General features: G+C 57.0%; 24 protein-coding genes. 7 read left to right on the forward strand and 17 right to left on the reverse strand.

Translation table 11 applies throughout. The features are described from left to right. Positions 1-25 precede the first annotated feature (25 nt). The 4 genes from chrA to CU103_RS27700 all read right to left on the reverse strand — a co-directional run bounded on the left by chrA (position 26) and on the right by CU103_RS27700 (position 3680). Positions 26-1486 (reverse strand): chromate efflux transporter, encoded by a 1461-nt coding sequence (chrA, locus tag CU103_RS27685; RefSeq protein WP_106667253.1) that lies wholly within the window; start codon positions 1484-1486, stop codon positions 26-28. Further along, the gene (locus tag CU103_RS27690) at positions 1437-2255 is read right to left on the reverse strand and encodes a chromate resistance protein ChrB domain-containing protein (RefSeq protein ID WP_106667254.1); all 819 of its coding nucleotides are present in this window, start codon (positions 2253-2255) and stop codon (positions 1437-1439) included. The genes chrA and CU103_RS27690 overlap by 50 nt, the downstream gene beginning before the upstream one ends. A 386-nt stretch (positions 2256-2641) precedes the next feature. Next, positions 2642-3025 (reverse strand): hypothetical protein, encoded by a 384-nt coding sequence (locus CU103_RS27695; RefSeq protein ID WP_146147879.1) that lies wholly within the window; start codon positions 3023-3025, stop codon positions 2642-2644. 253 nt (positions 3026-3278) lie between these two features. Further along, positions 3279-3680 (reverse strand): GFA family protein, encoded by a 402-nt coding sequence (locus CU103_RS27700; RefSeq protein WP_106667256.1) that lies wholly within the window; start codon positions 3678-3680, stop codon positions 3279-3281. 189 nt (positions 3681-3869) lie between these two features. Between CU103_RS27700 and bla the strand changes: the two genes are divergently transcribed. After that, positions 3870-4760 (forward strand): class A beta-lactamase, encoded by an 891-nt coding sequence (gene bla, locus CU103_RS27705; protein WP_106667257.1) that lies wholly within the window; start codon positions 3870-3872, stop codon positions 4758-4760. A gap of 258 nt (positions 4761-5018) precedes the next feature. Here bla and CU103_RS27710 read toward each other — a convergent pair whose 3' ends face one another. Together CU103_RS27710 and CU103_RS31630 are read right to left on the reverse strand one after the other, a co-directional pair. Next, positions 5019-5366, reverse strand: coding sequence for a DUF2147 domain-containing protein (locus CU103_RS27710; RefSeq protein WP_106667258.1), 348 nt, complete (start codon positions 5364-5366; stop codon positions 5019-5021). Continuing rightward, positions 5299-5619: a hypothetical protein gene (locus CU103_RS31630; protein WP_162707202.1), complete on the reverse strand. Its 321-nt coding sequence runs from the start codon at positions 5617-5619 to the stop codon at positions 5299-5301. The genes CU103_RS27710 and CU103_RS31630 overlap by 68 nt, the downstream gene beginning before the upstream one ends. A gap of 206 nt (positions 5620-5825) precedes the next feature. Between CU103_RS31630 and CU103_RS27715 the strand changes: the two genes are divergently transcribed. After that, entirely contained in the window at positions 5826-6092 is a 267-nt protein-coding gene (locus CU103_RS27715; protein ID WP_106667259.1) for an SEL1-like repeat protein, read from the forward strand. Positions 6093-6094: 2 nt separating this feature from the next. Here CU103_RS27715 and CU103_RS27720 read toward each other — a convergent pair whose 3' ends face one another. Continuing rightward, positions 6095-6967 carry a LysR family transcriptional regulator gene (locus CU103_RS27720; protein ID WP_106667260.1) on the reverse strand — a complete coding sequence of 291 codons (873 nt, stop codon included), beginning with the start codon at positions 6965-6967 and terminating at the stop codon, positions 6095-6097. 107 nt (positions 6968-7074) lie between these two features. On the opposite strand from CU103_RS27720, the gene CU103_RS27725 reads away from it, so the two are divergent. Both CU103_RS27725 and CU103_RS27730 read left to right on the forward strand, forming a co-directional pair. Continuing rightward, on the forward strand, positions 7075-7353 hold the full coding sequence (locus tag CU103_RS27725; protein ID WP_106667261.1) for a DUF1127 domain-containing protein: 279 nt from the start codon (positions 7075-7077) through the stop codon (positions 7351-7353). Positions 7354-7607: 254 nt separating this feature from the next. Beyond that, the gene (locus tag CU103_RS27730) at positions 7608-7844 is read left to right on the forward strand and encodes a hypothetical protein (protein ID WP_106667262.1); all 237 of its coding nucleotides are present in this window, start codon (positions 7608-7610) and stop codon (positions 7842-7844) included. Positions 7845-7893: 49 nt separating this feature from the next. On the opposite strand, the gene CU103_RS27735 is transcribed toward CU103_RS27730, so the two are convergent. The 7 genes from CU103_RS27735 to CU103_RS27765 form a co-directional block, all read right to left on the reverse strand. Then, a complete protein-coding gene (locus CU103_RS27735; RefSeq protein WP_106667263.1) occupies positions 7894-8421 on the reverse strand; it encodes a Dps family protein in 528 nt (175 codons plus the stop codon). Between the two features lie 98 nt (positions 8422-8519). Continuing rightward, on the reverse strand, positions 8520-10529 hold the full coding sequence (locus CU103_RS27740) for an acetyl/propionyl/methylcrotonyl-CoA carboxylase subunit alpha (protein ID WP_106667317.1): 2010 nt from the start codon (positions 10527-10529) through the stop codon (positions 8520-8522). A gap of 21 nt (positions 10530-10550) precedes the next feature. Beyond that, positions 10551-12158 (reverse strand): carboxyl transferase domain-containing protein, encoded by a 1608-nt coding sequence (locus tag CU103_RS27745; RefSeq protein ID WP_106667264.1) that lies wholly within the window; start codon positions 12156-12158, stop codon positions 10551-10553. An 8-nt stretch (positions 12159-12166) separates the two neighbouring features. After that, positions 12167-12571: a type II toxin-antitoxin system VapC family toxin gene (locus CU103_RS27750; RefSeq protein WP_245449041.1), complete on the reverse strand. Its 405-nt coding sequence runs from the start codon at positions 12569-12571 to the stop codon at positions 12167-12169. Continuing rightward, positions 12549-12962, reverse strand: a complete 414-nt coding sequence (locus tag CU103_RS27755; protein WP_106667266.1) for an AbrB/MazE/SpoVT family DNA-binding domain-containing protein — start codon at positions 12960-12962, stop codon at positions 12549-12551. Before CU103_RS27755 ends, CU103_RS27750 begins: the two co-directional genes overlap by 23 nt. Positions 12963-13059: 97 nt before the next feature. Further along, on the reverse strand, positions 13060-14223 hold the full coding sequence (locus CU103_RS27760) for an isovaleryl-CoA dehydrogenase (RefSeq protein ID WP_106667267.1): 1164 nt from the start codon (positions 14221-14223) through the stop codon (positions 13060-13062). Then, positions 14189-14845, reverse strand: a complete 657-nt coding sequence (locus CU103_RS27765) for a TetR/AcrR family transcriptional regulator (RefSeq protein WP_106667268.1) — start codon at positions 14843-14845, stop codon at positions 14189-14191. The genes CU103_RS27760 and CU103_RS27765 overlap by 35 nt, the downstream gene beginning before the upstream one ends. 141 nt (positions 14846-14986) lie before the next feature. Here CU103_RS27765 and CU103_RS27770 point away from each other — a divergent pair, with 141 nt between their 5' ends. After that, positions 14987-15493, forward strand: coding sequence for a hypothetical protein (locus CU103_RS27770; RefSeq protein ID WP_245449042.1), 507 nt, complete (start codon positions 14987-14989; stop codon positions 15491-15493). A gap of 14 nt (positions 15494-15507) precedes the next feature. Next, complete coding sequence (locus CU103_RS27775) at positions 15508-16173, forward strand: coiled-coil domain-containing protein (RefSeq protein WP_106667269.1); 666 nt, start codon at positions 15508-15510, stop codon at positions 16171-16173. 6 nt (positions 16174-16179) lie between these two features. Here the strand turns inward: CU103_RS27775 and CU103_RS27780 are convergent, their stop codons facing one another. From CU103_RS27780 to CU103_RS27790, 3 genes are read right to left on the reverse strand one after another with little or no spacing between them, the layout of a single operon-like run. Continuing rightward, positions 16180-16557: a DUF423 domain-containing protein gene (locus CU103_RS27780; protein WP_106667270.1), complete on the reverse strand. Its 378-nt coding sequence runs from the start codon at positions 16555-16557 to the stop codon at positions 16180-16182. A gap of 9 nt (positions 16558-16566) precedes the next feature. After that, positions 16567-17667 (reverse strand): pyridoxal phosphate-dependent aminotransferase, encoded by a 1101-nt coding sequence (locus CU103_RS27785; RefSeq protein ID WP_106667319.1) that lies wholly within the window; start codon positions 17665-17667, stop codon positions 16567-16569. A gap of 50 nt (positions 17668-17717) precedes the next feature. Then, entirely contained in the window at positions 17718-18572 is an 855-nt protein-coding gene (locus tag CU103_RS27790) for a protein-methionine-sulfoxide reductase heme-binding subunit MsrQ (RefSeq protein ID WP_106667271.1), read from the reverse strand. Positions 18573-18777: 205 nt separating this feature from the next. Here CU103_RS27790 and CU103_RS27795 point away from each other — a divergent pair, with 205 nt between their 5' ends. Further along, positions 18778-19287 carry a DUF1236 domain-containing protein gene (locus tag CU103_RS27795; RefSeq protein ID WP_245449043.1) on the forward strand — a complete coding sequence of 170 codons (510 nt, stop codon included), beginning with the start codon at positions 18778-18780 and terminating at the stop codon, positions 19285-19287. Positions 19288-19316: the final 29 nt, after the last annotated feature.

Here is a 19316-nt window from a genome sequence, read left to right on the forward strand (position 1 = left end):
CGCAAAGTTACTGCGCACGAGGCCTTTACGCCAATCCGATCCCCATGTGCCAGACAATGCCGGCGAGGGATGCAGCCAGCAACACCGGGATCATGCCGGCCTTGAACCAGAAGATGGCGACGACGGCGGCAAGCGTCAGCAGGAACGATGGCAGGTTGATCGAGGACAGGACCGGAATATCCAGCGTAATCCCATATGCTTGCCAACGGATGACCTCACCAAATATCACGTGGAGAGCGAACCATACCGCGAGGTTCATGATCACCCCGACGACTGCCGCGGTGATTGCCGACATTGCACCCGTCAGGGCCCGGTTGTTGCGAAGACCCTCGATGAAGGGCGCACCGAGGAATATCCAAAGGAAGCACGGCATGAAGGTAACCCAGGTCGTCAGGATGGAGGCAAGCGTCGCTGCCATCAATGGGGACAGCGTTCCAGGATCGCGAAATGCCCCCATGAAACCGACGAACTGCACCACCATGATCAAGGGGCCGGGTGTCGTCTCCGCCATGCCAAGCCCGTCGAGCATTTCACCAGGCTGCAGCCATCCGTAGTTCTGGACGGCTTGCTGTGCCACGTAGGAAAGCACGGCATAGGCGCCGCCGAACGTCACCATTGCCATCTTGCTGAAGAAGATGCCGATCTGGCTGAACACGCTGTCCGGTCCCATGGTGACGACGATTGCTGCGACAGGGGCCAGCCAAAGCAAGAGGAAGATCGCCGATACTTTCAGCGACCAGGTGAGGTTGGGCCGCGCATGGGCCGGCGCTGCTTCGCCGAGCGCCGAGTCCCGATCGGCGAGCCCGGCGCCCGCATTGCCATGGCCGCCGCCTACCTGGAACAGGGGTGAACCCGCTTTCCCGCCCGCATACCCAATGATGGCCGCCGTCAAGATGATTAGCGGAAACGGCATATGGAAAGCGAAGATGGCAAGGAAAGCCGACACGGCTATGAGCACCATGATTTTGTTCTTGAGTGCGCGCTTGCCGATTCTTGCGACCGCTTGCAGAACGACCGCTAGAACGGCAGCTTTCAGCCCGAAAAACAAACCCTCTACGACCCCGACATTTCCGAAAATGACATAGAGATAGCTGAGGGCAAGGATCGAAAGGAAGCCCGGAAGCACGAACAGGGCCCCCGCGACGAGGCCGCCCTTTGTCTTGTGCAGGAGCCATCCGATATAGATGGCCAGCTGCTGTGCCTCCGGCCCCGGGAGCAGCATGCAATAGTTCAGCGCATGCAGGAACCTGTTCTCGCCGATCCAGCGTTTCTCGTCGACAAGGATGCGGTGCATGACCGCGATCTGCCCGGCCGGGCCGCCGAAACTCAGCGAGGCGATGCGCACCCAGACGCCCACGGCCTCGCCAAAGGAAATCCCGTGACCATCGCGGACTACAGGCGCTTCTGCGACTTCGTTGCTCGCAATATCGGACACGTTACGCTCCGGGCTTTCGATTGGGCCAGTTGTGTGTCTCGTCCGTAGCATCGCGGCACCATCGGTAGAATGCGTCATACAGCGTCAGGCCGGCTTCGAGTTGTTCGAGATCGTCCGCGAACATGCGTGACAGGCCGAGAGACGCCGCAAGCAATCCGGGCGCTTCGGGGGCGAGGTCGGGCCGGGCGGTGTCCGCGCCGCGCACGATGGTGGCAAGCCTCGACAGCGGTTCGCTGGTCAGGCCGAATTCTTCGATCATCACGTCGAATGTACAGAGTTCGTCCCGATGGCTCCAGAATACATCCTCGATATCGAAGGGTGCGGCATTGAACCGGTCTGCCACTGCTTCCACCTCCGCAGGCGTCACGTACAGGAAGACCGCATCCGGATCGACGAAGCGGCGGATCAGCCAAGGACAGGCAATCCTGTCGATTTTCGGCCGTGCACGGGTCACCCAGACCGTTCGTCCCTTCTGATCCAGCGCAGGCAGGCGCGACACCGGGACCGCGGGAAGACCCGCCGTGATCCAGGTTTCATAACCTCCGCCGAGCGTTTCCGCAGGCACGCCATTGTAACGCAGCAGGGCCGCCGTTCCCTCGCTCAGTTTCTTGCCTTGCTGGCAGATGATGACTGCCCGCTTGCCCGCAAGCTCATGAACCCAGGATCCGGCGTCCCTGTGGGAGCGCCTGCGCGAGCCGGGAATCAAGCGCTGATCCAAGGCAAAATCCTCGTCGATGCGAACATCGATGAGTACGGGGCTGCTCGGGGTTCCGATCAACCGTGCCAATTTGTCGTGAGAAATAGTCGTGGTCGAAGACATTTCGCGTCCCTCCGTCAATTCGGTTTTTCTGGACGCGATACTTGGGCATGACGCCTCGTGGGGAGATCGCAATCCCCATGAGCATAAGATTGGCATGAAAAGGAATTATGTCAAGCAAACCGTCATCGTGGATTTTCCGGATTTTGATCCAATGCCGGTATTGCCATGCGGAAATCGACGGTACCCCGGTCAACTCGCCGTATGGAACCGCAACCACCGACTCCCGGCCGCAAGGCGTCCGGAGGTCAACTTGCAAACCCGTTGAGACGTCTGGAGCGGTTGCACTCAAATTCTGCCGGAAAGAACCCGGTGCAAGGTCAAGGGATTTGGCAAGGTCGATGCCCTTCCATCTTCCTGGCCGAAGCCGGATGGATTTGGCCCGAGTTTCACCCTGCCCACTGAATTGTCCGCAATTCTGCGAAATGCGGATATTTCGGCCAGCCAGCTTGTCGGTTGGCCAGGCAACCAACGGCAGGATTTCCGGCTGGCGGCCGACCACTTTGCCGGGCGGGTTTGGACGATGGAAAGGCATCGGCCTCGCCACCTTCCGCGTGCCTTGTCTCGCCATTCGGGAAACAGAACTGAATGAATAGGAGTGCAAACCACTCCAGTAAAAAGGGCAGCCATGGTGGGAATTCCATGACTGCCTGTTTTTTTGCCCATAACCAGCGAAGGATCTGTTCGGGCCATTTGGTCCTGCATTTGCCTGGCCAAGGCAATAGAGGTCTCGGCCAATTCTCAGGAAAGAAAAACAATTGGGCGTTTTCCATTCCTGACCCCCCGGGAACGACATGTCAGGCTTTGCATGCAGGGAGGGTACGCACACAAACGACTGGTTTACCTCAAGTACGCAACATCGGCAGGATAAAAGCTTTCAATATTTCGGCATTTCAAAAAATGAGTTCACGCTGAAAGCCAAAACATAGGGGAAAGTGCCAGTTCTCGCAATTAGACCTTAGTCTAATCGATTGAATTTACGTTTTCGCGATCCGTTTGCACGGTTGGGTAAATCCGCTTGAGCATCTATAAATGCCGAACTTCGGCCGGTCTGTTCTCCCAATGATCATGCCTCCCATCCTGATATTCGACCGGAGCCGCAAGCAACGCCTCGGGTGTCAGGTCATCCAGGCAGGCTAGATTGATCGCGTAGAATACGCCCGTATCCTCCATCTCCCCGCGGCCAAACGGCTTGACGCCGCATGTTTGGCAAAAGAAATGAGCGATGGTTCTTCCACCGAACCGGTATTCGATCAGTTGATCAATTCCAGCGGTCATTCGCAGTGCTTCGCCGCCAATGAAGGCTTTCCAAAAGCGGCCCTTTGTACACGATGAACAGTTGCACTTGCTTGTGCCTTGATCGAGGTCAATATCCGCCTCGAATTTGATAGCACCGCAATGACAACTGCCGTGATAGGTCTTGTTCACGCGCTCCTCCAACTTTGAATAACCAATCAGTTAAATAACTAATTAGTTAAATACGTGTTCCGCTCGACCACGTCAAGTTGTCGTGATGATCCTTTTCGGTCACAAATTTTCCTTGGAAATCGCCACTTCCGCTATCAGCCTGAGCCAGCGAGAATCCTCGCTGTTCGATCCTGGAGATGGAGATGAGAAATGGGTGGTCACATCACGCGCCGCGAAGCACTGATTGGATCGGTGCTCGCTATACCGGCGCTATCACTGCGGATCAAATCAACGCAGGCCGCACCACCGGGCAGGGTGGATCTCGCTGCCGCCTTCAAGACATTGGAGGAGAAAACCGGTGCGCGCCTTGGAGTCTCGGCACACGATACCGGCAGGGATAGCCGCATCGAGTATCGTGAGAATGAGCGCTTTGCCATGTGTAGCACGTTCAAGTTTCTCGCCTCAGCGGCGGTTTTGGCGCGCGTCGATCAGAGGCAGGAACAGTTGGATCGAATGATCCTGATCAAGAAGAGTGATCTCGTTGCCTATTCGCCGGTGACGGAAAAATACGTCGGCAAGCCAATGTCCATCGAGGCGATTTGCGAGGCCGCCGTCACCTTGAGCGATAACACAGCCGGCAATCTCATGCTTGATACGCTTGGCGGGCCAAAGGGGCTGACGAAATATGCACGCAGTCTCGGAGACGCAACGTTCCGCCTTGACAGGTGGGAAACCGAGCTCAATGAAGCAAAGCCCAGCGACGCGCGCGATACAATCACGCCGGCGGCAATCCTGAAGGATATGCAGAAGACGGTGCTTGGCGACGCGCTGTCCAAGTCATCGCGTGATCAACTCGTGGAATGGCTGCTTGGCAATAAGACCGGCGATAAGCGTTTGCGCGCAGGGCTGCCAAAGGATTGGAGCGTCGGCGACAGGACAGGTACCAGCGATAGCGGCATGGCCAACGATCTCGCCGTGATATGGCCTCCGGACCGCAAACCCATTCTCCTTGCAGTCTATCTCTACGACCCGAAGGGCACGGCCGACAGCCGCAATACCATTCATAAGAAGGTCGCGGCACTGGTGGCGGAGAACATCTGAACCGCGCTGGACGGGCCTCTCGCACTTTGTGCCCGGCTTTATTCAACGTTGCGTTAGTTGCAGCCCCTTCTCACCCTGGAATTGAAAAGAACCCGGACAGGCTGGCATGGCTTGTTCCGGGTTCTATTCATCTTCTAGGAAAGAGGGACGGGCGAAAGCCCGTTCCTCGCTCCAGAAATATAGCAGCTTTCGATCCATTTCCAAGTGCGATGTGCCTTAGCCTTTAGCCTGGGCAACCTCAGTCGAAGCTGAAATCCGCTATTGCCGCGTCAGGCTCTCGCTCTTGCAGATCAGTCCGCCCATCACGCAGCCGGACAATGATAGCGTGCTGCCGCTGACGCTTGCCTTGCCATTATAGGTCTTGCCCTCGTCGAGCTTGTTGACCTTGCCCTTGTAGGTCCCGTCCTTGCCCGACATGGAGCCGATGGATTTACCCTTGTATTCGCCGGTTAGCACGGTGCCGCAGTACATATCGCTGCCACACGATGAATATTGAATGATTGTGCCGTTTGGCCGCTTCCATGAACCGACGATCGGTTCATCCGCCAGGGCAGGGCCGGCCAAAAGGACAAAGCCAGCGCAGGCCAGCAGCAATTTGCGTTTCATACTTTTCCTCCCGAATGTGCGGCGATCTCTCCTCGATCATCGCCCAAGACTTACGCAAACGTAAACGTAAATCAAAAAATGCTGGATTGAAAGAGGGATTGCCGATGGAATCGGCGGCATGCACAGCACTGATCCAGCTGATATCCAAACTGCGATACCGGATACGAACCTGTTCTTTGGTTATCAAAGAATTGACATGCTGCCTGCGCATTTTACGCGAATTTGCGCCAAATGCCCGCAATTGCTGGAGCATTATATTTAATGAATTCCGAAGTTTACGAGTTGTTTTTGTTTTGTTTGGTTCCAGTTAATCATGCCCCTTAACAGCAATTTCAAGCCTCTGCGTCATTCTCGAAAGCATCGAAAGAGCACGCCAAAACAAACAATCCGGCGGTTCTCAGAAGTCTAACAGGGCTTTTCGTTGGTAACGGAATTTGGTTCAACAAGGGGTTTGGTACAATGGCACGCTTTGATCTTCAGCATATCGATTCCGGTCATGCCGGCGGCTCGGCACAGACGGACATTCTCTTCGAAATGGGCATCATGTACGCGACCGGCCGGGATTGTGCGGTCGATCTCGTGGCAGCGCACAAGTGGTTCAATATCGCTGCAATCAAGGGTAGCGACCGGGCGGCCGAGCTGCGGGCCGAGCTCGCACAATCCATGTCGAAGTCTGATCTTGCAACTGCCCTGCGCGAAGCGCGCGAGTGGATGACGTCGCACTGATTTCAGATCATATCCGCGCCAATGGGTTGAAATGCGTCGCGGATCACTTTGGCCATGCCGTCGATGGCGGCACTCTTCATGCGCGGATTGCGCCTCAGCACAACGTTTGATGAATCAATCAACGGAAATCCGTCGGCCTCGGTCAAGGCGCGGCAGCCAGGTGGAATATTGCTGCGGGCCAGTGGCGCAATTGCCAGGCCCGAAACCGCTGCGATCTTGAGCCCGCCGCTCGTATCGCAGCTATAGGCAACACGGTAATCGATCCTGCTGTTCTCCAGCGACCCGATTGCAAATTTTTTGCACCAGCTCGATCGCTCGTAGATCGCAATAGGAATGGGCGTGTTTTCATGCACGCAATGGATTTCCGATGTCACCCACACCGTGGGGTCGACAAACAGGACCTCACCGCTTGTTGGCTGTTCCCAATCAAAGATCACGGCGAGATCGAGCTCGTCAGCATCCAGCGCTGCAAGCTGTGCGGCCGAATAGCCGCATTTCACGGTTACTTCAACTTGCGGATGCTGGTTGGCAAAGGCTGCCAGCGCACGCGGCAGAACCGTATAGCCATATTCCTCCGGAATACCGATGCGAACCGGTCCGCCCAGTGGTTTGGCCCTGATCGCAGCCGCCGTTTCATCCAGCAGACCGACGATCCTGTTGGCATTGACAAGCAACACCTTGCCCTGCGCCGTAAGCGTAACGCCGCGAGATCCACGCTCGAACAGGCTCTCTCCCAAGGTTTCCTCAAGCCGCTTGATCTGGATACTGACGGCCGATTGCGTACGGCCGACCTTCTCAGCAGCGCGTGTCACATTGCCCGTGGCTGCCACGGCAAGAAAAGTTCGAAGCAGGTCACTGTCGAGCGGGATGTTCATGGCGGCATTCAATAAAAATTTCGAATGGCAGGCATAATTTCTATTTGTTTGATCTATGTCAACATTTGGCAAAGCATCGAGGGTGATCCCACTCTGGAGGCGCCATCATGTCTATCGTTCCTGTTCTGACGAAATTCCTGCAGGCCTGGCGGACCGCCGGACAAGAGCGGGAGGTGCTGCTGGCACTTTTGAACAAACACGACGATCATCTGCTGCGGGACGCGGGTATGACAAGGCAAGAGGTCATCAATATCGTTTGCGGGTATCACTTAAGATCGCTGCTACCCCGGCTGCATCCCATTGGTGGCCGGTTCGGCATTGTCGATACAACCAGCGGTAATGAAGTGACGAAGTTTGTTAAAAAGCCGGCGAGCTTGATGGATTGATCTGCTTCGCCCAACGTTACCGGGTGTCAATATGCCATTTGAGCGCTTGGCTGGCATACGATTGTAATTCAATTCAAATTTTAATGAATATGCCGAAGGAACTGAGCTTGTCCTCACGAAGGGTTTGGCCCGAACGTCAAACCCGTACACTACCGACGGAATAAAACCGTGGGTTGTAACATTGCTGTGCTTTATCCATTTTCTGGGTTTGCGGACAGGGGGATATCCGTTAAGTAACAAACTAATGAAATCGCATGATTCTTGATGAAAACGGGAAAACGATGCTGGACGATCTTGAAGAATTGTTGTCGAGATTAACGGACGCTCAAAAGCAGCTGGTACTATTGTCTGCGAAGACGAAAGCATTTCCGGACAATAATACATTGCAAAAAATTGCCACTCTGTCTCTCAACATTTCCGCTGTAGAAGCGGCGATCACAGACGCGCAAGGCCTCGCTCAGAAATCCAGAATGGCCAAGGACAACGACTGAACTCCAGCCGCCTGGAGTTCAGTTTGCGTCGACGGCAGGAGTTGACTGATCAGACGCCGGCCGGCCCTGTGCGGGTGGCTTCGAAGAGGAACCAGTGGCGGCGCTCTGACTCATCGATGTAGTTTTCGAGTATGCTGGCCGTCGCGCTGTCGCGATATTCATCGCACAGGTCGTGCACTTGGCGCAGATAGCCGATAAACCTCTTTGTGTCGTCGCGAAGCTCGGCAAGCATGTCTTCCGGCGTAACGAAATTTGCATCATTGTCCGGGATGCGCTGCTGTGCCGAGATTTGGCCAATTGACTTCAATGTCGTACCGCCAATCTTGCGGACCCGTTCGGCCAGTACGTCGGTCATGGCAAAGATCTGCGCAGCCTGCTCGTCGAGCAGCAAGTGGAAATCGCGGAAATGCGGTCCGCTCATATGCCAGTGGAAATTCTTCGTCTTCATGTAAAGCGCGAAAGTGTCGGCAAGCAGCGCATTGGCTGCTGCCGCTATATCGCGTGTTGCTTTTTCCCCGAGGTCGGTAGGTGTGGCAGTCGGTGCACGCTTGATGGTCTGCAGGGATTTTGAGGCCATGGGTCGATCTCCTCGATTTTGAACGGGAACTCTTCGACTTCGGCGCTCGGGAGGACGAGCGCAGTTAAACCTAGCACGACCTTACTGGCATTTCCGCTTCAATTCTTTGTTGAGTCGACCGCCGCCGCTTCCTCGAAGCGCACCAGCGAGGATTTCTCCTTCACCTGCGAGCCTTCCGATGCGATTTCGGCGATCTTGCCGTCATGCGGAGCGGAGATGCTATGTTCCATTTTCATGGCCTCCAGCACCAGCAATATCTGGCCTTTCTTGACAACATCGCCCGCCGCGACACGCACTGACTTCACCAGGCCCGGCATCGGTGCGGTGAGCCGGTCGCCCGCATTCCCTGCTGCTTCGGCGAGGAGGAATGGGTCGGCTACTGCGAATGTTGTGGCAGCCCCCTTGGACAGCACGGCAATGCCATTCGGTATCGCCACAGTTTTGGCTCTGAGATTGATGCCCTTCGCGGTGAGATGCCAGCACGCCGGCTCATGCCGCACGCGCAACTCGATGCTCGTCTCCGGGCCGGTGATGGCATAGCGTTCGTCACCGAGAACAGAAACGCCATAGCGAACCGTGTGGCCGGCTTCTTCCAGAACAACCGGATAGGCGAGGGTGCTATTGTGACTGTACCCGCGCAAGGTGGTCCATGGATCGCCCAGAACTGCTCTTTTCAGCAGGCCGCTGGCATAGAGGATGGCCAGCTCCTTGGCGCCTGCTTCTACCGCGACAGGAACGGTGAGCCTGACAAGATCCCTGTCTATCAGCCCCGTATCGACGTCGCCTGCTGCAAAGCCTTCGTGGCGGATCAATGCCGCAAGGAAGGGCGCGTTCGTGGTGGTTCCCGCAATTTCCGTCTCGGTGAGGGCATTTTCCATTGCTGTCAGTGCAGCTGTGCGATCGGCGCCATGCACCACCAGCTTGGCGATCATCGGATCGTAGTAGGGAGAGATCGTATCGCCAGCCCGGACACCGGTCTCCGTACGGACCGACCCGTCCCTTACCGACGCTGGAAACGCCAGATGATGCAGCGTGCCGATGGCCGGCAGGAAGCTTTTCGCCGGGTCTTCCGCGTAAAGCCGCGCCTCGATCGCATGGCCGTTCAACGGGATCTGCTTCTGGGTCAGGGGCAGTTTCTCGCCCGCCGCAACGCGCAATTGCCACTCAACGAGATCGAGGCCGGTGATCATCTCGGTGACAGGATGTTCGACCTGCAGCCGCGTGTTCATCTCCATGAACCAGAACCGGTCCGGCTTCAGCCCCTCTGTGGCATCGACGATGAATTCGATCGTCCCGGCGCCGGAATAGTTGATGGCATGCGCCGCCTTCACGGCCGCACCCGTCATTGCCGCCCGCACTTCCGCGGTAATGCCAGGGGCAGGGGCCTCCTCGATGACCTTCTGGTGACGGCGCTGCAACGAGCAATCACGCTCGTAGAGGTGCACTACATTGCCATGATTATCGCCAAACACCTGGACTTCGATATGCCGTGGCTTGGCGATGTATTTTTCCACCAGCACGCGGTCATCGCCAAAGGCACTCTTCGCCTCGCGCCTCGCGCTGCCCAATGCTTCAGCGAACTCGTGCGGATCATCGACCTTACGCATGCCTTTGCCGCCGCCGCCCGCCCGCGCCTTGATGAGGACCGGATAACCGATCTCGCGCGCCTTCGAGGCAAGCACCACCAGTTCTTGCGCCTCGCCATGATAACCGGGGACGACCGGCACACCGGCCTTTTCCATAAGCCGTTTCGCCGCGTCCTTCAGGCCCATCGCCCGGATCGAATCCGCGCTAGGTCCGATGAAGACCAAACCCGCTTTTACCACAGCGTCGACAAAACCCGGATTTTCCGAAAGGAAGCCGTAGCCCGGGTGAATGGCTTCGGCCCCGGTCTTGAGCGCCGCCGCGATGATATGGTCGGCACGCAGATAGCTGTCGGTGACGGGCGCTGGGCCGATATTGACCGCTTCATCGGCCATGGCGACGTGCAGGGCGTGTGCGTCAGCGTCGGAATAGACGGCGACCGTTCCGATGCCCATTTTCTGCGCCGTGCGAATGACCCGGCAGGCGATTTCACCACGATTGGCAACAAGGATTCTGGAGAACATTTTTGTCATGACTTTCGCCCCTTACATCCTGAACGTGCCAAAGCGTGTTTCCTCTGCCGGTGCGTTCAGCGCCGCGGAAAGGGAAAGCGCCAGCACCTCGCGGGTTTTGGCAGGGTCGATAATGCCATCGTCCCAAAGTCGCGCCGAGGAATAGAGCGGGTGACCCTCCCGTTCATATTTTTCGAGGATCGGTGCACGGAAGGCCGCTTCCTCTGCAGCGGACCACTCACCACCCTTGCGCTCGATGCCTTCACGCTTGACCAGCGCCAGAACGGTTGCCGCCTGCTCGCCGCCCATGACGGAGATACGCGCATTCGGCCACATCCACAGGAAGCGTGGCGAAAATGCTCTGCCGCACATGCCATAATTGCCCGCGCCGAATGAGCCGCCGACGATCATCGTCACTTTCGGCACCCGCGCCGTGGCAACGGCGGTAACGAGCTTTGCGCCATCCTTGGCAATGCCGCGCGCCTCATAGGAGCGTCCGACCATGAACCCGGTGATGTTCTGGAGGAAGACCAGCGGAATGCCGCGCTGAGTGCACAGTTCAATGAAATGTGTGCCCTTCAGTGCGCTCTCGGAAAACAGTACGCCATTGTTGGCGATGATGCCGACCGGCATGCCGTAGAGATGGGCGAAGCCCGTCACCAGTGTCGTGCCGTAGTTCTGCTTGAACTCGTCGAACTCCGAACCGTCGGCGATACGGGCGATCAGTTCGCGCACGTCGTAAGGCTGGCGCAAATCGGTCGGCACGATGCCGTAAAGCTCATGTGGATCGTAAAGCGGCGGAATCACTTTGCGAAGATCGAGCCCTATCTCTTTCTTTCGATTCAGGTTTGCGACGATGCGCCGGGCGATGGCCAGCGCATGGGCATCGTCGATCGCATAGTGATCGGCAACGCCTGATTCGCGCGTGTGCACTTCCGCGCCGCCCAGATCCTCCGCCGTTACCTCTTCGCCGGTCGCCGCTTTTACCAGCGGAGGACCGGCGAGAAAGATCGTCGCCTGACCCTTCACCATGATCGTTTCTTCCGACATGGCAGGCACATAGGCGCCGCCTGCCGTGCAGGATCCCATGACGACGGCGATCTGCGGAATGCCCGCTGCCGACATGTTCGCCTGATTGTAGAAGATGCGGCCGAAGTGCTCGCGATCGGGAAACACCTCGTCCTGGTTGGGCAGGTTCGCTCCGCCGGAATCCACCAGATAGAGGCAGGGCAGGTTGTTCTGCAGCGCAATCTCCTGAGCGCGCAGATGCTTCTTCACAGTGAGCGGATAATAGGTGCCGCCTTTCACCGTTGCATCGTTGATCACGACCATCACTTCCTTGCCGGAAACCCGGCCGATCCCGGCTATCAACCCGGCGGAGGAAATATTGTCGTCATACATGCCCCAGGCGGCGAACTGCCCGATTTCCAGGAAAGGCGAGCCAGCGTCGAGCAATTGCGCCAGCCGGTCACGGGGAAGGAGCTTGCCGCGCGACGTATGGCGCTCCCGTGCCTCGTCTGTGCCGCCCTTGATCACCAGCGCCGCCTTGGCCTCGATATCGCTGACAAGCGCCCGCATCCGCTCCGTGTTGGCGGTGAAGGTGTCGGACGTGGTGCTGATCTGGGACGTGAGGATGGTCATGCGGTCTCCTAGCGGATCACTTCAATTTTGCAGCCGACATCGAGATCGGCCCAGGCGCGGTCGGTCGTGATAACGGTGGCATTTTCACGTATGGCGAGGGCAAGACAGGCGCGATCTCCAAGCGAGAGGCCTTTGTGCCGCGTTGCAGACCGCAATCCTGCGGCAATGCGCGCGAGATCCTCATCATGATCGGCAAACGCAATGCTGTATGCTTTTATGACATCGTCTGCAAATTCAGGTGAAAGCCTTCTATCCACACATCGGGTCATGATTTCTGTCAAATTGACCATCGAACAGAGACCATTGCCGATCAATTCCATCGCGCGTGTTGCACCGGGTTCCTTGAAAAGGATTGCAAGAATGGCTGAGGAGTCCACCACCGGGCTCAACTCAATTTCGTGGCTCTTTGCCACGCTCCTTTTCTTTGGCTATCTCGCGAGCTTCTCGTTCCAGCCTGTCGAAACGAGCATCCACGGCACGTTGTTCGGCCAGTCTGTCAGCAATGAATTCATCGACAACATTCTCACCGGGTTTTTTAAGCTTCGTTGCTATGGCCTGGACACGTTTAACGGCCATCGTTGCCGAAACCACATGTAATACGCCATCAACGACACGCAGTGCCACACCCTCACCGGGCGAAAGCTCCATAAGTTTGCGCAGTTCCGCTGGAATGACGAGGCGTCCGCCTTCGCCGACAGTAGCGCTCAACGTCCTGGATGATGAGGAGGAGCGAGCGCTAAGGGTCGAATAATCAAACGGCTGCGCTTCCTCTTCAAAACCTTTCGCTTCTTTATCCGAATTCATTTGAAGACCTCATTTCGAATGACGAAAGCATATTTTGCCAATTTATATGACTAATGGCAATTATGCCAAAGTATGGCATAAATTCACATTTGTGCCATCAAGCACTCTCCGCAAACATCTCCCGTCCGATCAGCATGCGCCGTATTTCGCTCGTCCCCGCGCCGATTTCGTAGAGCTTGGCGTCACGTAAGAGCCGCCCGGTCGGGTAGTCATTGATATAACCATTTCCGCCCAGCGCCTGAATCGCTTCAAGCGCGCACCATGTCGCCTTTTCGGCAGCATAGAGGATGCAGCCGGCGGCATCCTTTCGGGTGGTTTCACCGCGATCACAGGCCGAAGCCACCGCGTAGACATAGGCACGCGATGCGTTCATGGTGGTGTACATGTCGGCAAGCTTGCCCTGCATCAGCTGGAATTCGCCAATAGACTGGCCGAATTGCTTGCGCTCATGCACATAGGGAACGACCACGTCGAGGCAGGCGGCCATGATGCCGATTGGTCCGGCGGCAAGCACGACGCGCTCGTAATCCAGCCCCGACATCAGGATCTTGACGCCCTTGCCCTCTTCACCAAGGACGTTTTCGAACGGCACCTCGCAGTCCTCGAACACCAGTTCGCAGGTGTTGGATCCGCGCATGCCGAGCTTGTCGAGCTTTTGCGCCGTCGAGAAACCCTTGAATTCCTTCTCGATCAAAAATGCCGTCATGCCGCGCGAGCCGAGCGCGGGGTCGGTCTTGGCATAAACGACCAGCGTGCTGGCGTCCGGACCATTGGTGATCCACATCTTGTTGCCGTTGAGAATAAAGCGGTCGTTCTTCTTGTCGGCACGCAGCTTCATCGACACGACGTCGGAGCCTGCGCCCGGCTCGGACATCGCGAGCGCGCCGACGTGTTCGCCCGCGCACAGCTTCGGCAGATATCGTGCCTTCTGCTCATCCGTGCCCCAGCGGTTGATCTGGTTGACGCAGAGATTGGAGTGCGCGCCGTATGAGAGGCCGATTGATGCCGATGCGCGGGAGATTTCCTCCATCGCCACCGCATGGGCAAGGTAGCCAAGTCCCGAGCCGCCGAAATCCGGGTCTGCGGTCATGCCGAGAAGGCCGAGCGCACCCATCTCCTGCCACAAATGCATGGGGAATTGGTTATTCTGATCGGTTTGCGCGGCAAGCGGTGCAATCCGATCCTGCGCGAACCGTTGCACGGTATCGCGGAGCGCTTCGATCTCTTCAGAAAGTCCGAATTTTAGGCCCGACTGATACATTCCGTCCTCCCGTTCTAGTTGTCGCGATGTTCTTGGCGCCAACAAGGCGCAGTCCCATCTGCACGTATTTTTCTGCAATTTCTGCGACAGTAAGCCTGTCGTCCGCGCGGAACCAGAGATTTACGCCAGTGGTCATTGCGATGATGGCACGCGTTGTCAGCGCTATGTCATCGATGACGAATTCCCGTGCATCAAGACCATCGTCCAGGATCTCACGCAGCCCGTTCTCGTAGCGCGAGCGCAGTTCGACGATAAAGGCCCGGTTTTCCGGGCTAAGGCTGCGCAGCTCCATATTGCCGATATGCACGTCATCGCGTCGTTCCACATGGTATCGGATGTGAAACCTGATGAAAGCGGACAGCCGTTCCAGCGGCGTATGGGCTTTGCGGCTCTCATATTCCCATGCACCAAGCAGGCGATCCATGTGATCGTGCATTAGGGAAAACAGCAGTTCCTGCTTGTTGGGATAGTAACGGTAAAAGGCGGCGGACTGCACGCCTACCTCATCGGCAAGCTGGCGCATCGTCATTGCTTCATAGCCGATTTTTGCAATCAGGCGCTTTGCCGCCGCGTCGATTGCGCTGCGTGTTTTTTCACCATCTGATCCTGTCGTGCGTGCCATGCCCGGGTTAATAAAACGAACGTTCAATTAATTCAAGGGGGGCCTTCGCTCATAGACGAAGGTAGGCATGGAAGAGGGGTTTGAATGGATGTAGGATCAAGGAATTACAGCCGTTTCATCATTCATTTCAGAGTTGATTTCATGAGCGAAAGACGAATTTTCCGCCAGACGATTGCTATATTCGCAGCCGCCTTGCTGCCACTGATGCTGGTTGGTCCAGCCACCGCACTGAGCATGAAAGAGTGCAGTGTGAAGTACAAAGCGGCGCAGGATGCCGGGCAGGCGGAAGGCGTCTCGTGGAGCGATTTCCGCAAGACGCAATGCACCGTTGCTGCCCAAGCCCCCACTAGACCCGAGGCCACGGAAAAGCCCGAGGCCACGGAAAAGCCCCAAGCCTCGGAAAAGCAGCCGGAAAAAACAGCAAAGAAGGCCGAACCTGCGACAACACCTGTGTCCGGAAAGACGACTTTTCCATCGTCGATCGCCGCAAAATTCTCGGCCGAGAAACCTGCCAAAGCCCGCATGCACACCTGTCTTGAGCAATATCGCACCAACAAGGTCGGCGGTACGCTTGGCGGTATGCGCTGGATCGAGAAGGGCGGCGGTTACTACAAGCTTTGCAATGACAAATTGAAGGGTGACGGCTGAGGAGCCCTCTGGCTATGGCTCAAAAGCTCACGCGGGTACAAAGCTTGAAATCGGGTGATGGTGATGGCACATTCGATGCCATGGAACACAGGGTCGCATTCCTGGAAAAATCGTTTGAGAAGATGGATGGCAAGCTTGACATCCTCGTCCGGGAATTTTCGCGCTTTAGAGAGGATGTTTCGAAAGAATTTTCCCAGTCGCGCCTGGAGTTTGCCCAGTTGAGGGCCGACGTTTCCAGCGAGTTTTCGCAAGTAAGAATGGAAACATCCAAGCTGGGAACTGACGTTGCCAACGACATCTCGAAGCTGAGAGCTGACGTCTCCAATGACATCTCGAAACTGAGAATGGATGTTTCCAATAACATTTCGAAGCTGAGAACGGACGTTTCCGACGATATCTCGAAGCTGAGAATGGACGTGTCCGAGAATACTACAAAATTGAGAGAGGACGTTTCATTTTTGAAGGGCCAGATCGAGCGAACAGCAACAGCGGAAGCGTTGGGTCGCCTTGCAGGTCAAGTTAGCACGCTTCCCTCGGGCGAATCTTTTGGCGAACTCAAAGGCCGCGTGCAGAGCCTGCCGACGACAGCAAAGCTTGCCAGCCTTCTGGCTATCGCCGTCGGGGTGATTGCGATCATCAACAAATGGCCTGGTGTCGTCGGAGTGATCTTCGGCTGGTAACGCCGATCATGCCTGTTTCCTGAAATCCAGCGCTCGAAACGCTGTCGCAGCCACGACGACCCATCCGAGAATGAGCAGTGATCCGCCGAGCGGTGCGGCGAAAGCGAACAGCCGGTCGCCGGCATAATCGCGCGACGCCAGATCGCCGATGAAGAACAGCAAGCCGAGCACGAGAACAAGCCCGCCAAAATGCGCGGCCCGGTTGATCCTGGCCAGGATCGACAGCGCCAGAAAAGCCGGGGCGTGGATGAAGAGGATCGGCGCGATCGTGGCCATATGACCATCCGGGCTGTGGGCAGCTGCCGCATAGGCTGCGATGCCGGCCGCCCCGAACAGACCGCCGAAGCCGGCGAAAACGCGATTAATCTCCAAATTGATCTCCATAGGATGTGCCTACTTCACGGCGGCGAGCGCTTGCGGAAGCTGCTGTTCGAAATAATCGAGTTCATCATCCAGACCGACGCTGACCCGGATACAGCGATCCAGCACCGGCGCCATCGGCTTGCGCACGAAGACATCCCGGTCAATCAGGGCATTGAGCACGGCCAGGGCGTATGGCCCGTCGCGCCCGCAATCGATCGTGACAAAGTTGGTGGCGGATGGGATAGCCTGGAGACCGTTGCCGGCGGCGATCTGCGCGATACGCTCGCGACCGGCGATAATCCGGGCAATAACATGCTTCAGGTAAGCCTGATCCTTGAGCGCTGCCAGCGCTGCAATTTGCGTCAGCTTGTTCATGCCGAAATGATTGCGGATCTTGTCGAAGGCGCCGATCTGCTTTTCTGCGCCGATGGCATAGCCGCAGCGCATTCCGGCGAGCCCGTAGGCTTTGGAAAAAGTGCGCATGCGCAAAACGTTGGACCGTGAAATATCCACCGGCGGCAGGGCCGACCCTGGCGCGGTTTCGCCATAGGCCTCGTCGAGAATGAGCATGGTGCTCGCGGGCAGCGCATCGATAAAGCGCTCGATCTCCGCCGCCTCCCACCATGTCCCCATCGGATTGTCCGGATTGGAGAAGTAGACAAGCGGCGCCTGTTCGCGTTTCACCGCCGCGAGCAGGCCTTCGAGGTCTTCGCGGTCGTCGCGGTAGGGCACCGTCACCAGCCGCCCGCCAAACCCTGCAACGTGAAAATTGAAGGTGGGATAAGCGCCGAGAGAGGTGACGACCGGCGTGCCCTCTTGCACATATTGGCGCACGGCGAGCCCGAGCAGTGTGTCGACACCTTCGCCAACAATGACATTGGTAGGCGCAATGCCGAGATGCGCGGCCAGTGCCCGCTTCAGATCGAAGTTCTCCGGATCGGCATATTTCCAGGCTTCGGCAGCGCTTTCCTGTATGGCGGCGATAACCGAGGGTGCCGGGCCGAAGCCGTTTTCATTGGCGCCAAGTCTTGCGCGGAAGGGCCGGTTTCGCTTGCGCTCCAGCGCTTCGGGTCCGACAAAGGGTACGGTCGAGGGCAGGGAGTCGATCAGGGGAGTCAATTGCGGTTCCATCTGCCCAGCGATATCAGTTTTTGCGCCTATGAAAAGCAAAACTTCGGTCTCTATTTTGCCGATGCCGGATTGAGTTTCCCGCTTTCCCGCTTTGTCATGGATTTTATGCCAATCCACAATGCCGGAGCCAAAGCCACGCCCAGGACCCACCACATTGGCCGTAACGAATAGCTGAACGAGAGATTGGCGAAAAGCACGCGCGCCGGCGGGATTTTGGTTGCCAGCGCAAACCACGCATATTCGATGAGCGCCGTGCCCAGCGCCGCAAGGATGGCAATGCCGATCAGCGCCCAAACCGATGTGAGCTTGAAATCGCGCGCATGCGCCGAACGGTAGAGCAGCAGCGTTACAAGGAACCCTGCCATCAGCGTCGCCTCGGTCACGTCCGCCTTGGACTGCATGAAGAAGTGCAGGACGCCGAGCGCAGCCAGCGGATAGGCGAGCCTGTGCAGTCTGTTCCAGTTCTTGCCCATGCGGCGGATCATGGCGTCGGTCGATGTCGCGCCGAGCGCCGCCAGACCCAGCAGTGTGATGAAGCCGATCAGCAGATAGACGCGCAGCCATATCTCGCTGACGACACGCCACAGGTTGAAATTCTGGTCAACGATATAGAGCGAGAAATGCAGCGCGGCATAGGCAAGCGCTGTCAGGCCGAGAATACGCCGGATCAGGACAAGCTTTGACCAGCGTGTAATGTTGCGAAGCGGGGTCACGGCCAGTGAAATCAGGAAGAAACGAATCGCCCAGTCACCGGTTTCATGGATTGCCTGTGTGATCGGTCGCGGTCCAAGAATATTGGACTTGTAGCCCGCGACGATCATCAACAGCGGTATGAATGCTGCGATGAGAGCCGCAACCTTCATGGCTGACAATTTGCCGGCGCGGTCGTTCCACGGATACTTCATCACATCACTCGTTTGTCCTGCTCATACAGCACCTTACGGACACAGCTGGCCGCTGCTTTCAACACAACAAGCTGTGAAATCGCGTGTTTTCGTGTGTCAGCCCGCCGTATAATGTGCGTTTTGCCTGCTCTTTTGCCCGGAACCAATCGTCTGCCACCGGGTTTCGCTTCCATTGGGGACGCAATAGAAGCAACAGAGAGGCAAGATGATGAATAAGGTTCTCACACTGACCGCGGCAGCGTTTATCGCCACTTCCGGGCTGGCGTTCGCGCAGGATAGCGTCGTTATCGAAGTACCTCAAAGTGCCAGGGATTATGTTATCGCGCACCCCGCTGATCCGGTCGTGATTGAAGACGAACTATCGCAGGGCTATGTCGTTCCGCAGAACATAGTGGTTCGGCCGATTCCAGAAAGCCCGGGCTATGGCTATATCTACGTGGATGGCCGTCCCGTGATCGTGTCCATGCAGAATCGCCGGGTCGTTTATCTTACGGATACTTACGGAGATGTACCGGGCGAGGTGATTACTTACGTGGAACGGAATCCCGTCGATACGATCATAATCGATGGTCCTGTTGCTACCGGAACAGTGATCCCCGAGAACGTGCCTCTGGTCGCTGTTCCCGATCAGCCCCGTTATTCCTATGTCTATGTCGACGATGGCCGGCCTGCGCTGGTCGACAATGGAACACGCCGGGTTGTCTGGGTCCGTTAGGTATCCATGAGTGGAAATTGACCGCCCAA

Origin of the sequence: Phyllobacterium sophorae (assembly GCF_003010965.1) — a bacterium.
GTDB lineage: Bacteria > Pseudomonadota > Alphaproteobacteria > Rhizobiales > Rhizobiaceae > Phyllobacterium > Phyllobacterium sophorae.

Excerpts from the sequence above, each read along its gene's own strand:
- CU103_RS27785 (WP_106667319.1), bottom strand. The coding sequence starts at position 17,667 with ATGGAACCGCAATTGACTCCCCTGATCGACTCCCTGCCCTCGACCGTA.
- CU103_RS27740 (WP_106667317.1), bottom strand. The coding sequence starts at position 10,529 with ATGTTCTCCAGAATCCTTGTTGCCAATCGTGGTGAAATCGCCTGCCGG.
- CU103_RS27775 (WP_106667269.1), top strand. The coding sequence starts at position 15,508 with ATGGCTCAAAAGCTCACGCGGGTACAAAGCTTGAAATCGGGTGATGGT.
- CU103_RS27770 (WP_245449042.1), top strand. The coding sequence starts at position 14,987 with ATGAGCGAAAGACGAATTTTCCGCCAGACGATTGCTATATTCGCAGCC.
- CU103_RS27695 (WP_146147879.1), bottom strand. The coding sequence starts at position 3,025 with ATGGAAAACGCCCAATTGTTTTTCTTTCCTGAGAATTGGCCGAGACCT.
- CU103_RS27745 (WP_106667264.1), bottom strand. The coding sequence starts at position 12,158 with ATGACCATCCTCACGTCCCAGATCAGCACCACGTCCGACACCTTCACC.
- CU103_RS27765 (WP_106667268.1), bottom strand. The coding sequence starts at position 14,845 with ATGGCACGCACGACAGGATCAGATGGTGAAAAAACACGCAGCGCAATC.
- CU103_RS27710 (WP_106667258.1), bottom strand. The coding sequence starts at position 5,366 with ATGAAACGCAAATTGCTGCTGGCCTGCGCTGGCTTTGTCCTTTTGGCC.
- CU103_RS27725 (WP_106667261.1), top strand. The coding sequence starts at position 7,075 with ATGTCTATCGTTCCTGTTCTGACGAAATTCCTGCAGGCCTGGCGGACC.
- bla (WP_106667257.1), top strand. The coding sequence starts at position 3,870 with ATGGGTGGTCACATCACGCGCCGCGAAGCACTGATTGGATCGGTGCTC.
- chrA (WP_106667253.1), bottom strand. The coding sequence starts at position 1,486 with ATGCTACGGACGAGACACACAACTGGCCCAATCGAAAGCCCGGAGCGT.
- CU103_RS27790 (WP_106667271.1), bottom strand. The coding sequence starts at position 18,572 with ATGAAGTATCCGTGGAACGACCGCGCCGGCAAATTGTCAGCCATGAAG.
- CU103_RS27795 (WP_245449043.1), top strand. The coding sequence starts at position 18,778 with ATGATGAATAAGGTTCTCACACTGACCGCGGCAGCGTTTATCGCCACT.
- CU103_RS31630 (WP_162707202.1), bottom strand. The coding sequence starts at position 5,619 with ATGCTCCAGCAATTGCGGGCATTTGGCGCAAATTCGCGTAAAATGCGC.
- CU103_RS27715 (WP_106667259.1), top strand. The coding sequence starts at position 5,826 with ATGGCACGCTTTGATCTTCAGCATATCGATTCCGGTCATGCCGGCGGC.
- CU103_RS27690 (WP_106667254.1), bottom strand. The coding sequence starts at position 2,255 with ATGTCTTCGACCACGACTATTTCTCACGACAAATTGGCACGGTTGATC.
- CU103_RS27755 (WP_106667266.1), bottom strand. The coding sequence starts at position 12,962 with ATGAATTCGGATAAAGAAGCGAAAGGTTTTGAAGAGGAAGCGCAGCCG.
- CU103_RS27760 (WP_106667267.1), bottom strand. The coding sequence starts at position 14,223 with ATGTATCAGTCGGGCCTAAAATTCGGACTTTCTGAAGAGATCGAAGCG.
- CU103_RS27735 (WP_106667263.1), bottom strand. The coding sequence starts at position 8,421 with ATGGCCTCAAAATCCCTGCAGACCATCAAGCGTGCACCGACTGCCACA.
- CU103_RS27720 (WP_106667260.1), bottom strand. The coding sequence starts at position 6,967 with ATGAACATCCCGCTCGACAGTGACCTGCTTCGAACTTTTCTTGCCGTG.
- CU103_RS27730 (WP_106667262.1), top strand. The coding sequence starts at position 7,608 with ATGATTCTTGATGAAAACGGGAAAACGATGCTGGACGATCTTGAAGAA.
- CU103_RS27780 (WP_106667270.1), bottom strand. The coding sequence starts at position 16,557 with ATGGAGATCAATTTGGAGATTAATCGCGTTTTCGCCGGCTTCGGCGGT.